Here is an 11,902-nt window from a genome sequence, read left to right as displayed (position 1 = left end):
CTATTTTTAAAAAGCTGTTGAAATATTTCAACAGCTTTTTTTTGTATATTTTATATTGTCAATTTATGACAAAAACTAATAAAAGTACCTCCTTTACATTTGTATTATGGAAACAAAAGAATTCTACATAAACCGGTTACAACAAGTCGTTTCCTATTTAAGAACCAAATACAATCAAAAGATTTTAATAGAAGATTTAGAAGAGCTATCTAACTTTTCATACAGAAATCTACAACGTATTTTTAAGGCACAATATCAAGAAACTATAGGTGCCTATGTTACAAGAGTAAAGGTAGAAAATAGCGCAAAAATGCTAGTGTTTACATCAGATAAAATTAAAGATATTGCCGAAAAAGTAGGATATGCAGATGTGCAAACGTACAGCAAATCTTTTAAAAAACACTACGGAATTACCCCTGCCGTTTACAGAAATAAAAGAGAAGAATTTTTTAAAAAAGAAATAAAAGAGAATATAGAAATGCCTTTTTTTGAAAATAAAATTACAGTTCTAAAACCTAAAAAAGTAATTTATAAAACGGTAAAAGCAAATTATTATAACAGTGAAATAGATGAAGTTTGGAACAAATTATTAAAAGAAGCTGAAAACTTACATATTAATATTAATAAAGCAGAATCATTCGGAATTATTTGGGATGAACCTATTATTTCAGAAAGCATCACATACAACTACGATGCCTGTTTGGTTATTGATGACTCCTTTCAAATACCAGATAAAAAATTTACAATTAAAACAATCCCAAGTCAAAAGTATGTGGTTTTTACACACGTTGGTACTTATCAATCAATAAGTAAAACGTATGATAAAATTTTTAGAAACTGGTTATTTACAACAGATAAAGAAATTTCTGAACACCCTTTTTTAGAGTTTTATACAAAACATGAAGCGCACACAGATAATGAAAATGAATACAAAACCGAAATTTATGTCCCTTTAAAAGGTTAATTTCACAATACAAACAAAATATGAAGAAAATGAAATTAATAACCATTTTATTCAGTGTAGTTTTTGCTATAAAATCTTGCTCAAGCGACCCTAAAATTCCCACAAAATTCTCTGAAACTAGCACAGAAAAATTGTATTATAATGCTAAAATTTTTACGGTTGATGATACAAATCCATGGGCAGAAGCAATTTTAATAGACGGAAATAAAATACTTTTTGTAGGCTCAAACACCGAAGCTGAAAAAAAAGCAAATAAAAATGCTACAAAAATAGATTTGAAAGGTAAATTAATACTACCTGGTTTTCACGATGTTCATATGCATCCCATGGAAGTAGGATCGACCACCACAGCTTTTGTTTTAAACGAAGAAGAAATCGATGCAGAGAATTATATTTCAACCATTCAAAAAGCTTCAAAAGACAACCCAAATGTAGAGTGGTTAATTGGTTTTGGGCATTCAATAAATACACTTTTTAACGCAAAAAGAAATCCGTTACAAATTATAGATGAAGCAGTTTCAGACAGACCTGTAATTATTATGGAACAAACATCTCACTCAATGTGGATAAATTCTAAAGGACTAGAATTAGCAGGAATGACCAAAGATTCTCCAAATCCTCAAGGCGGAATTATAATGAAAGAGAAAGGAGAATTATTGGGTATTTTAATAGATAATGCAGGAGATGTTGTTTTTCAACAAGCCGTTGCTTCGCTAAATGATGCAGATGGGGAGTATGACGGAATGGTTAGTTATGTGTTACCAGAGTTAGCTAAACACGGTATAACATCAGTTTCTGATGCGAGAACTTATTGGAAAAGAGAACAACATAAAATATGGCAAGATTTAGCTGCCGATAATAAGTTAACAGCACGTTTTAATTTAGGATTATGGGCATATCCTACTGAAGATGATGCAACGCAAATTGCGAGTTTAAAAAAACTTTTTTTTAATAATGAAAATAGCCTATTAAAGATTAATCAGATAAAACTATATTCTGATGGAATTACACACAATACAACTGCTGCACTACATCAAAATTATAAAGAAGATATTTTTGGATTACCAACAAATAATGGATTAAATTATTTTACACAAGAGAGAATATCAAAATATATAAAAGAACTTGAAATGGTAGGTTTCGATTTTCATATTCATGCTATTGGAAATAGAGGAGTAACCGAAGCTTTGAATGCTATTGAACAAAGTGGAACTTCAGAAGGAAGACACCGTTTAACACATGTAGAAATGGTTGATGTCGCCGATATGAATAGGTTTAAACAATTAAATGTAACAGCAGATGTTCAAGTAGCAGGAGATTTTACACAGCCCGCGTATTGGCATGATAATGATCATTTATTAGGTGCTGAGTTGGCAGATAATCAAGTTCCAATAAAATCTTTAAAAAATGCTAGTGCAAGAATAACCTTGAGTAGCGATTGGAATGTGAGCTCTTTAAATCCATTTGTAGGAATACAAAATGCAGTTACTAGAATACCACAAAATATTTCGTTAGAAGAAGCCATTAAAGCTTATACGATTAACGGAGCCTATGTAATGAGACAAGAAACAAAAGTAGGTTCTTTAAAGGCCGGAAAATTAGCAGATTTTATAGTTGTTGATCAAAATATTTTTACAACACCAGCAAATCAAATAAATAAAACAAAAGTAGTTTTAACTATTTTTGATGGAAAAGAAGTTTATAAAAAGTAATAAATGATTCACGTATCAAAAAACATTCAATTAAAAGAGATTTCGAATTCAGATTCGGAATCTCTTTTAACCTTAATGAAAGAAGTATATCCTGCTGCGTATAAACATTTTTGGAAAGATGAAGGTAGTTGGTATGTACAAACTCAATTCTCTAAAAGTAATTTAGAAGAAGAATTATTAGAAGATAAAACAAGCTACTATTTTATTGTTTATAAAGAAGAAATAGTAGGAGTTTTAAGAATTTTATGGGATAAGAAATTACCAGGGTTTGAGAATAAAAAATCATTAAAACTCCATCGAATTTATTTACATAAAAACACCCAAGGTAAAGGTGTTGGTAAGCAATTATTAGCTTGGTTAGAAGAAGAAGCGATAAAAAAACAATATGAAATGATATGGTTAGACACTATGGATGAGCAACCGCAAGCTTTTAAATTCTATAAAAAACTAGGGTATCAATACCATTCACATTGTTTTTTAGACTTTGAATTATTGTTTGATAAAGTTCGAAAAATGAGCCAAGTGTATAAAATAATCCAATAAATTACTTCATATTTATTACACCAGGTATTTCTATTGCTACTGTATCAAGATAAAATAAAGTTTTTATTTTAAATGACTTATCTTCATTTGATTTAGGTATAAAATCATAATAAAAGTCAGATTTTTTATAATCTTTAAGCAACAGTTTTTTTTCCCCTTTGTTATCTATCTCAAAAATATCATATGCAGGTAATTTTTGTTCTTGATAAAAGAAAAATTTAAATTTATTTTTTTGATTAATTTTTAAATTATTTTCTTCAGGTATTCCAATAAGCTGAGAAGATATTAACATATTATATGTTAATTTTTTCAAAGAATCTTTAAGCTTAATATTTTCTTTTTCAAGTCTTGAAACTCTAGTTTCCAATCCTTTTACCTTTTCATTATTACATGAAAAAGATAAAATACAAAAAATTAATAGAAAATTTATTTTTTTCACAATAATAAGTTATATCAAACACCTGTACTTCCAAAACCACCAGCACCACGTTCTGTTTCATCTAAAACAGCTACTTCTTGCCAGTTAACACGTTCATGCTTTGCAATGACTAGTTGAGCAATACGCTCACTATCATTTACAATAAACTCTTCATTAGATAAGTTCACTAAAATAACTCCAATTTCACCACGGTAATCCGCATCAACAGTACCCGGTGAATTTAAAACTGTGATTCCTTTTTTAGCAGCTAATCCACTACGCGGACGTACTTGAGCTTCATATCCAACGGGAAGAGCAATAAATAACCCTGTTTTTATAATAGCTCTTTCTAAAGGTTTTAAGGTAATAGCTGCATCTATATTTGCACGCAAATCCATACCTGCAGAACCTTCGGTTTCATAGGTTGGAGTTTGGTGTTTTGATTTGTTTATGATTTGTACATTCATAATTTTTGATTTTCAATTTTCAAATATAATAACCTTTAAGTTTAGAGAGTCGTTTATAGATTTCTTAATTTTGTAATACAAATAAATATTACTTATGAGCAATCAAACTAGAATAGCCGTTTTAGGAGGAGGAAGTTGGGCAACAGCTATTGTTAAAATGTTATCTGAAAACTTAGAAACTATTGGTTGGTATATGCGTAGCATATATGCTATTGAACATATTAAACGTAACAAGCATAATCCTAGTTATTTAAGTTCTGCAGAATTACACCCAGAGCAATTAGATTTGTCTGAGGATATAAACTATATCATTGAAAATTACGATGTGTTAATTTTTGCTATCCCATCTGCTTTTTTAAACACCGAGCTAGAAAAACTAACAGCTTCTTTAGAGGGGAAAATTATTTTTTCAGCTATCAAAGGAATAGTTCCTGAATCAGGATTAATTGTTGGTGAACATTTTCATACATCATATAATATTCCATATGAAAATATTGGGGTAATATCTGGACCCTGTCATGCAGAAGAAGTGGCAATGGAGCGCCTATCGTATTTAACATTGGCATGTCAAGATGAAGAAAAAGCAAAAAACCTTAGCAAAGCTATAGCAGGACGCTATATTAAAACTAAAATATCTGATGATATTATTGGTACCGAATACGCAGCGATGTTAAAAAATATCTATGCCATAGCAGCTGGAATTGCTCATGGTTTAGGATATGGAGATAATTTTCAAGCAGTATTAATGAGTAACGGTATTCGTGAAATGAAACGCTTTATTAAAAAGATACATAAAATGAAGCGTAATATTAATAACTCTGCATACTTAGGTGATTTATTAGTTACAGGTTATTCAACATTTAGTAGAAATAGAATGTTTGGAAACATGATAGGAAAAGGCTATACTGTGAAATCTGCAATGCTAGAAATGAGTATGGTTGCTGAAGGATACTATGCTACAAAAAGTGCATATAAAATTAATCAAAATAACAAAGCTAAAACTCCAATAATCGACGCTGTTTATAACGTTTTGTACGACAAAAAAGAAGCGAAAGATGAGTTTTTAAAGTTAACAAATAGATTAGATTAGTTGTTTGCATTTGTACAAATAATCCTTCTTAATATATAATTAAGAAGCCCCATCAATCGCTTCTATATTTGAGTTGTGTATAGGTCTTGTAACAAGATACAATAATGACAAATTTAGTTTAAAAATCTGATTAACAAAGATTTTAATTAAATATATTACAAATTAAAAAAATAGTATAAATTCACTTTTAATTGTATTTTTGTTACTTTTAGTTTAAAACTAAACAAATATGAAAACAATTCAAGAAGCTGTTGAAATTACCATCAGAAAAACTCCTTTCATAGAAGAGGCTCTAAATGAGAAATTAATCAATGTATCATCGTTAGCGAGAGAAATTTTACCAGAAGTTTCTAAATTATTAAAAAAGGAAGTAAAAGTAGGTGCAGTTATGATGGCTATTAACAGGCTATCTCCAGCAAATGAATTGAGAGTTCGTAAAAATATCAAACGACTTGCATTGAATTTGGGAGACGTAATTGTACGTTCAGACTTGTGCGATTTCACTTTTAAGAACACTACATCATTACTCAAAGAAATTGCTAAAATTTTAAGTAAATCTGCTGATAGTAAAGATTATTTTTTAACGGTTTCTCAAGGTATTTTTGAAACAAATATTGTTACAAGTAAAAACTTAAAACCTTTTGTTGAAGAAATTTTTAAGAAAGAAGCGTTAATTAATAATGTAAACGATTTAGCTTCCATAACTATAAAACTTCCAAAAGGAAATCTAGACCAATCAGGTATTTATTACTTCATTTTAAAGCAATTTGCTTGGGCAAATATTGCAGTACAAGAAGTAATTTCTACTACACATGAAATGACTATAGTGGTAAAAGAAAGAGATGTTAATGAAACATTTGCCATTTTAATGGATTTGAAACTAAATTAATTTATGGAGAAAAAAGACCCCTACGCATCCCTAAGAATTAAAGAGTTTAATATTTTTCTTTTAGTACGATTTGCCTTAGTATTTGCATGGTCTATGCAATTTATTATTATCGAATGGCAAGTATATAGTATCACTAAAAACCCATTGTCGTTAGGAATTATAGGTTTAATGGAAGTAATTCCAGCAGTATCCATGGCATTGTTTGCAGGTCATATTGTAGATCAAAAAGAAAAAAGGAATTTATTAGCGTTGTGTATCGGGTTATTTTCACTCATTAGTTTAGGACTATTTTTTTTAACGCTACCTAGTTTTATTGAAGGGTGGAATAAGAATACAGTACTATACGCTATTTATGCTTTGGTGTTTTTTGGTGGATTGTTACGTTCATTTTTCGGACCAACCATATTTTCATTGATTGCTTTAATAGTTCCTAAAAAACTATATCCAAATGCAGCAACTTGGAGTAGTTCAACATGGCAAATAGCTTCTGTATTAGGACCAGCTTTTGCAGGATTAACCATTTCATGGATTGGAGTACACTGGTCTTTATGTATTGTATTTGGTTTAGTATCTGTGTCATTCTTTACAGTATTTTTTATTAAGAAGAAACCAATTTTAAATCCTAAGATTGGTGAACCAGTAATGAAAAGTTTAAAAGAAGGAGTACGTTTTGTTTATAAAACGAAAGCTATTTTAGGAGCACTTACATTAGATATGATTTCGGTATTATTTGGAGGGGCAGTAGCATTACTTCCAATATATGCACAAGATATTTTAAAAGTAGGGCCTGAAGGATTCGGAGCTTTGCGTGCTGCACCAGCCATAGGAGCTTTTTTAACGATGTTAATAACTGCTTACATACCTATCAGTAGAAATGCAGGAATGAAGCTCTTAGCAGCTATATTTGGTTTCGGAATTTGTATTATTGTATTTGGATTGTCTTCTGTTTTCTGGATTTCAATTGTAGCGCTATTCTTTAGTGGTGTAACTGATGGAGTTTCGATGGTGATTCGTCAAACAATATTACAATTAAAAACACCAGATCATATGCGTGGTAGAGTGGCTTCAGTAAACTCTATGTTTGTAGGTTCTTCTAACGAATTAGGTGCCTTTGAAAGTGGGGTAACAGCAAAATTAATGGGAACGATAACAGCAGTTGTCTTTGGTGGAACAATGACATTAATTACAGTTATTACTACAGGAGTTTTAAATCCAACGTTACGAAAGTTAGATTTAACTAAAGATTTAGAAGAGCATGAGAAGGAAGAATAACAAGTTAACTATTTGATAAATAAAAATGCCCAGAAATATAGCTTCTGGGCATTTTTATTTTTAATAAGTAAATCAATTATGACATATCAAAATAATTGATTTTTGTAATTTTTTTAGTTGCTTGATCAAAATCTATGTTAATAAAGACATCACAACTATCACACTCGGCATATAAAATACTTTTAGAACCATTTCTACCAGTGCTTAAGGTAACATCACCTAATTTACTAATAGAATCTCCTACAGTAACTGTAATTCCTTTAATTGTAAAAGTAGCTTCGGTACCTAAAACATCTAAAGATTCGATGTAAGGCTTTCTTCCAGATGTAGAAAAATCAAGTTTTAATCCATTAAATCTAAAATAGTAGTAAAAACCGTTATCTTCATAAGAAGTAGTTGTGCCTAATAAAGATTCTACTTTTGCTTGTTTTCCAAAGGTCTCTTTTATATCAGTTAAAGCAACATTATTTATTTTAATATTATCAAAATCTGAATTAGAAATAATATTAGTTTGACTTTTTGCTATAAGAGTGGTTAATAGAAAAAATACTAGTACTAGTTGTTTCATATTACTTAAAAAATTAATTGTACAAACCTTTTTTGTAGCTAAATTTTGCAGTCGCCAAAGATATAATACTCGATTAATTTTCTAGATAAAAACTAGTTAAAATTTAAGGTCAAAGCTATTTTTTTATCCAACTCTTGTTGGTGTTTTAAAGTTGTGTTTTTATCCCAATTAAAACGTTTGGTAAACTCTTGAATAACAAAGTTTTTGTAAAGATCTACACTCGGCTTATCAAAAAACAAACGACCTGTTCTTCGCATAAAAAAGTCGGTAGGAGTACAGGTCATTTCATGTTTTATAGTAAACCATACCTCAGCTTTTAATAAACGTTCTTGTATATTTTCTTCATCTAGCTCATCAAACTTATCTAAAATAAGTTCAGTTTGTTTACCATAGTTGTGCACTAAATAGCTAGCATCTTTTTCTGAAAAACCAAATGATTTTATACGTTTATAAACTTGATTACTATATAATTTTACTGATTTATAGTTTTGAAAAGGACCCCCTGCTAAAACAATTTCTTCAGTTTGAATTGGGTCAAATTCTATCTCAAAGCGGCGTTTCATTTTTTTAGCGACAATATCTACGATACGTTCTGCCATTTTTCTGTAACCTGTTAGTTTACCTCCTGCAATAGAAATTAACTTGGTATCAGACACAAAAATTTCATCTTTACGAGATAATTCCGAAGCCGACTTTCCTTCTTCATGAATTAACGGGCGTAATCCTGCCCAAGATGATTGAATATCATCCATAGTTAATTGAATGTCAGGAAACATATTATTTACTGCTTCAATTAAATACAAAGCATCTACCATTGAAGTTTCAACAGCGTCTTTATCTTGTTGATAATTGGTATCTGTAGTTCCGAAATAGGTTACTTTTCCACGAGGAATAGCAAACATCATACGACCATCAGGAATATCAAAATACACCGATTGTTTTACAGGTAATTTTTCATGCGGTACAACCAAGTGAACTCCTTTGGTTAAGTGCAAACGTTTTCCAATTTTAGAATTATTTATTTGACGTAATTCATCTACCCAAGGGCCTGCTGCATTTACTACATATTTAGCTTTGATATCGTAACTTTCATCAGTAAAAGTATCTGTTACTTTAGCACCTACGACACGTTTATTTTCGTAAATAAATTCGTCTGCGTGTGTATAGTTAAGTATTTGTGCATCGTATTGGCTAGCTGTTTTTAAAACTTCAATAGTTAAACGAGCATCATCCGTACGATATTCAGCATAAAAACCAGCACCATTTAAAATACTTTCAGGTAACAAAGGTTCTTTTTCTAATGCTTCCTTCTTATCAAGCATTTTACGTTTATCATCTCCTTCAACAGAAGCTAGTACATCATATACTTTTAATCCGATAGATGTTAACCATGAACCGTAAGTTCCGCCGTCAATTAATGGTAAAATCATTTTTTCAGGAATTACCAAGTGCGGAGCTAGTTTATGAACAATAGCACGTTCAGTACCTACTTCTTTCACCAACCAAAAATCAAACTGTTTTAAGTAGCGTAAACCTCCATGAATTAGCTTGGTAGATTTACTTGAAGTACCTGAAGCAAAGTCGTTTTTTTCTATTAAGGCAACTTTCATTCCACGTGATGCCGCATCTAAAGCAATACCTGCACCAGTAATACCACCGCCAATTACTAGAATATCAAATTCTGTTGTTTGTAATTCTTGTTGAATGTTTTTTCTATTGAAAGAAGAGAAATTATTCATAGAGCTGTTTTTATCAACCAAAAATAAGAATAAAAAGAAACGATAGGTATAAAAAAAGAGCTGAAATTATCAGCCCTTTCAGAAGTCGCCCCCGCAACTATTAAATCTAAACTAACGATCTAATTTTTTCCAATTTATATCTGCTTGTTTTTTGAGTTCTTCAGGATTTTCTTTTAACCACATTTTTAATGTATTGGTTCCCCAAGAGTTATAAAATAAATACAATTTACCATCTCGTATTTCAAAAGTTTTCGGATTAATATCTACTTCCTCTCCAGTTTTTCCAATAGCATAGGCGCAATATCCACCATATTGTGGATTGTATTTTTTAGGATTTTTAAGGAAAGTAGCTAAATTTTCTTTTGATGAAAAACGAAAAGAAACACCGTTGTATTTAGTGGTAAATTTTTTGTTTCCTTTTTCGGCTATATTATTAAAATAACTCACTACATCATAGCCTTTAGCGACTACTCCGTTTTTAGTATTGTATTTTTGTGAGAAGACAATACTTGAAAAAAGTAGAAAAATTATGAATAAATGTTTCATGTTAATCCTTTTTATGTTTTAGTTCTTCCCAGTTTATATCTCCTTGAGCTTGTAATTTTTTAGTATCACCATTTTTCCAATCGTCAAGTTTACTAGAAATCCACGAACTATAAAAAAGATATAATTTACCATCTCTAATTTCATAAGCTTCAGCATCTATATACATTTTTGTTTTCTTGGCAGCTACAGCATAAGCACAATATCCTCCATATTGAGGAATGTATTTTGTTGGATTTTCTTTAAAAAGCGTTAAGTTTTTTTCTGAGGAAAACTTGAATTTTGCTCCGTCATATGTTGTTTGAAACTTCTTTTTTCCTTCTACTGGTTCATCATTTATAAAGTAAGAAACAACATCATAACCTTCGGCTACGTAGCCTTTTTTGATATTATAATCAGTCTTTTGAGCGTATAATGCAGTAGAAACTACTATTAAAAGTAGTGTAAAAAAGTTTTTCATTGTTTGTAGATTTTGAAGGTAGTCGACAAAAAACAATGAACATTACAAATACAATCATAAATTATTTAATAATTGCCAAGATTGTTGAATTTTACCGTTTCTAATAGGTAAAACTTCTCCGAATTGTAAAAAAACAAATTCACTTTGGTGAGGTCTTAAGAACACAAAATCATCTATTTGTAAAGATTCATTTTTAGGAATATTAATCATGGTTTGATTGGTAGATGATCCAAACAACTTATTCTGTTTTATTCCCTTAGGATAGTAATAGTTAGCTTTCCAAAAGCCACCATAAATAAAAGCTGACTTTTTAGTAAAAAATTGTTTTAGCTTTTCTAAACCTGGCAGCGTTGTATTTGAAAAAGTCTTTAAAACAGGAGTAGCTATAAATGTTGCTGGCTTATAGTTTTTTAAGGAAGGAATATCAAACGCTGTAGGTTTTACAAAACATGAACCAATAGCAATATCGTTTATTGGAGAATTTTGTTTTTTATGCAATTTTAAGGTAGGACTTCCAGCTCCGTTAAAGGTTAAGTTATTATTCCATAGTTCTGGAAAATCATTTTTAATTAATTTTTTGCATTGCTCGTAAAATTGATTTGCTAAATGTGATGCTTTTTTTTGAGAACGAATAATCTTTGGAAGTTTTACCACATGAGGATCGTATCCCATAAACCCTGAAAACTTCACAAAGTCTTGATTGTTTTCAATGAGTGATAATCCTTTTTTTAAGGTTTCTACGGAAGAAAAACCTCCACGATGTAACCCAACATCAATTTCAATACTCAATCGCAATTTTTGATTGAGTTTTTTAGCTAAATTAACGTATTCTTCAATTCTTTTAGTAGTATCTACTAACCATTGAATTTGTGTGTACGGATTTAATCCGTTGTGTTTTTGAGGTAAGTTGTTATAAAAATATTCTACGGTTTTTATAGGCATAGGTTTACCCAATAAAATATCAACTTTGTTATTTAATCGAGAAGTTAAATCGGTTAAAAAAGGTTGATGAAATACCATCAACTTATTAGAGTTTGTTTTTTGTAAAATGTATTCAATCAATTGAACTGAGGGCAATGATTTTACTACAACTCTTATTGAAGCATTATTTCTAAAATTAGAAAGAGTTTCAGTTATATTTTTATCTAAAATATCTAAATCGATTAACAAACAAGGAATGGCTCGTTGGTAGTTTTTTAGTTCTTTATTTAGGTTTTTAAAATAAGCATCCATAGTA

Annotated in this window: 13 protein-coding genes; 6 read left to right on the top strand and 7 right to left on the bottom strand. The window is 30.1% G+C overall.

The window, feature by feature from the left end:
• Nucleotides 1–106 precede the first annotated feature (106 nt).
• Genes ACQYZ7_RS02735 through ACQYZ7_RS02725 form a run of 3 tightly spaced genes read left to right on the top strand, consistent with a single transcriptional unit; the run spans nucleotide 107 to nucleotide 3,219 of the window.
• Entirely contained in the window at nucleotides 107–964 is an 858-nt protein-coding gene (locus ACQYZ7_RS02735) for an AraC family transcriptional regulator (RefSeq protein WP_430728258.1), read from the top strand.
• A 29-nt stretch (nucleotides 965–993) separates the two neighbouring features.
• On the top strand, nucleotides 994–2,676 hold the full coding sequence (locus ACQYZ7_RS02730) for an amidohydrolase (protein ID WP_430728257.1): 1,683 nt from the start codon (nucleotides 994–996) through the stop codon (nucleotides 2,674–2,676).
• 3 nt (nucleotides 2,677–2,679) lie between these two features.
• A complete protein-coding gene (locus tag ACQYZ7_RS02725) occupies nucleotides 2,680–3,219 on the top strand; it encodes a GNAT family N-acetyltransferase (RefSeq protein ID WP_430728256.1) in 540 nt (179 codons plus the stop codon).
• A gap of 1 nt (nucleotide 3,220) precedes the next feature.
• On the opposite strand, the gene ACQYZ7_RS02720 is transcribed toward ACQYZ7_RS02725, so the two are convergent.
• Entirely contained in the window at nucleotides 3,221–3,658 is a 438-nt protein-coding gene (locus ACQYZ7_RS02720) for a hypothetical protein (RefSeq protein ID WP_430728255.1), read from the bottom strand.
• A 14-nt stretch (nucleotides 3,659–3,672) separates the two neighbouring features.
• A complete protein-coding gene (gene dut / locus ACQYZ7_RS02715; RefSeq protein ID WP_430728254.1) occupies nucleotides 3,673–4,104 on the bottom strand; it encodes a dUTP diphosphatase in 432 nt (143 codons plus the stop codon).
• Between the two features lie 94 nt (nucleotides 4,105–4,198).
• Between dut and ACQYZ7_RS02710 the strand changes: the two genes are divergently transcribed.
• The 3 genes from ACQYZ7_RS02710 to ACQYZ7_RS02700 all read left to right on the top strand — a co-directional run bounded on the left by ACQYZ7_RS02710 (nucleotide 4,199) and on the right by ACQYZ7_RS02700 (nucleotide 7,355).
• Nucleotides 4,199–5,194 (top strand): NAD(P)H-dependent glycerol-3-phosphate dehydrogenase, encoded by a 996-nt coding sequence (locus tag ACQYZ7_RS02710; RefSeq protein ID WP_430728253.1) that lies wholly within the window; start codon nucleotides 4,199–4,201, stop codon nucleotides 5,192–5,194.
• Between the two features lie 229 nt (nucleotides 5,195–5,423).
• Entirely contained in the window at nucleotides 5,424–6,083 is a 660-nt protein-coding gene (locus ACQYZ7_RS02705; protein ID WP_099214943.1) for a hypothetical protein, read from the top strand.
• Nucleotides 6,084–6,086: 3 nt separating this feature from the next.
• Nucleotides 6,087–7,355 (top strand): MFS transporter, encoded by a 1,269-nt coding sequence (locus ACQYZ7_RS02700; protein WP_430728252.1) that lies wholly within the window; start codon nucleotides 6,087–6,089, stop codon nucleotides 7,353–7,355.
• Between the two features lie 76 nt (nucleotides 7,356–7,431).
• Here ACQYZ7_RS02700 and ACQYZ7_RS02695 read toward each other — a convergent pair whose 3' ends face one another.
• The 5 genes from ACQYZ7_RS02695 to ACQYZ7_RS02675 form a co-directional block, all read right to left on the bottom strand.
• Nucleotides 7,432–7,923 (bottom strand): hypothetical protein, encoded by a 492-nt coding sequence (locus ACQYZ7_RS02695; protein WP_430728251.1) that lies wholly within the window; start codon nucleotides 7,921–7,923, stop codon nucleotides 7,432–7,434.
• A gap of 92 nt (nucleotides 7,924–8,015) precedes the next feature.
• A complete protein-coding gene (locus tag ACQYZ7_RS02690) occupies nucleotides 8,016–9,662 on the bottom strand; it encodes a glycerol-3-phosphate dehydrogenase/oxidase (protein WP_430728250.1) in 1,647 nt (548 codons plus the stop codon).
• 111 nt (nucleotides 9,663–9,773) lie between these two features.
• Nucleotides 9,774–10,208: a YHS domain-containing (seleno)protein gene (locus ACQYZ7_RS02685; RefSeq protein WP_430728249.1), complete on the bottom strand. Its 435-nt coding sequence runs from the start codon at nucleotides 10,206–10,208 to the stop codon at nucleotides 9,774–9,776.
• A gap of 1 nt (nucleotide 10,209) precedes the next feature.
• Entirely contained in the window at nucleotides 10,210–10,665 is a 456-nt protein-coding gene (locus tag ACQYZ7_RS02680) for a YHS domain-containing (seleno)protein (protein WP_430728248.1), read from the bottom strand.
• A gap of 54 nt (nucleotides 10,666–10,719) precedes the next feature.
• On the bottom strand, nucleotides 10,720–11,898 hold the full coding sequence (locus ACQYZ7_RS02675; protein ID WP_430728247.1) for an alanine racemase: 1,179 nt from the start codon (nucleotides 11,896–11,898) through the stop codon (nucleotides 10,720–10,722).
• Between the last annotated feature and the right edge of the window lie 4 nt (nucleotides 11,899–11,902).

The organism is Tenacibaculum sp. SDUM215027, from assembly GCF_050566205.1.
In the GTDB taxonomy this organism is placed as follows: Bacteria; Bacteroidota; Bacteroidia; order Flavobacteriales; family Flavobacteriaceae; genus Polaribacter.
Note: the sequence above shows the minus strand (reverse complement) of the source record. Positions and strands in the feature narration are given on the sequence as shown.

What these genes read in the sequence shown, in the direction of transcription:
- ACQYZ7_RS02735 (WP_430728258.1), top strand. Translation starts at nt 107, where the DNA reads ATGGAAACAAAAGAATTCTACATAAACCGGTTACAACAAGTCGTTTCC.
- ACQYZ7_RS02730 (WP_430728257.1), top strand. Translation starts at nt 994, where the DNA reads ATGAAATTAATAACCATTTTATTCAGTGTAGTTTTTGCTATAAAATCT.
- ACQYZ7_RS02725 (WP_430728256.1), top strand. Translation starts at nt 2,680, where the DNA reads ATGATTCACGTATCAAAAAACATTCAATTAAAAGAGATTTCGAATTCA.
- dut (WP_430728254.1), bottom strand. Translation starts at nt 4,104, where the DNA reads ATGAATGTACAAATCATAAACAAATCAAAACACCAAACTCCAACCTAT.
- ACQYZ7_RS02710 (WP_430728253.1), top strand. Translation starts at nt 4,199, where the DNA reads ATGAGCAATCAAACTAGAATAGCCGTTTTAGGAGGAGGAAGTTGGGCA.
- ACQYZ7_RS02705 (WP_099214943.1), top strand. Translation starts at nt 5,424, where the DNA reads ATGAAAACAATTCAAGAAGCTGTTGAAATTACCATCAGAAAAACTCCT.
- ACQYZ7_RS02700 (WP_430728252.1), top strand. Translation starts at nt 6,087, where the DNA reads ATGGAGAAAAAAGACCCCTACGCATCCCTAAGAATTAAAGAGTTTAAT.
- ACQYZ7_RS02695 (WP_430728251.1), bottom strand. Translation starts at nt 7,923, where the DNA reads ATGAAACAACTAGTACTAGTATTTTTTCTATTAACCACTCTTATAGCA.
- ACQYZ7_RS02690 (WP_430728250.1), bottom strand. Translation starts at nt 9,662, where the DNA reads ATGAATAATTTCTCTTCTTTCAATAGAAAAAACATTCAACAAGAATTA.
- ACQYZ7_RS02685 (WP_430728249.1), bottom strand. Translation starts at nt 10,208, where the DNA reads ATGAAACATTTATTCATAATTTTTCTACTTTTTTCAAGTATTGTCTTC.
- ACQYZ7_RS02680 (WP_430728248.1), bottom strand. Translation starts at nt 10,665, where the DNA reads ATGAAAAACTTTTTTACACTACTTTTAATAGTAGTTTCTACTGCATTA.
- ACQYZ7_RS02675 (WP_430728247.1), bottom strand. Translation starts at nt 11,898, where the DNA reads ATGGATGCTTATTTTAAAAACCTAAATAAAGAACTAAAAAACTACCAA.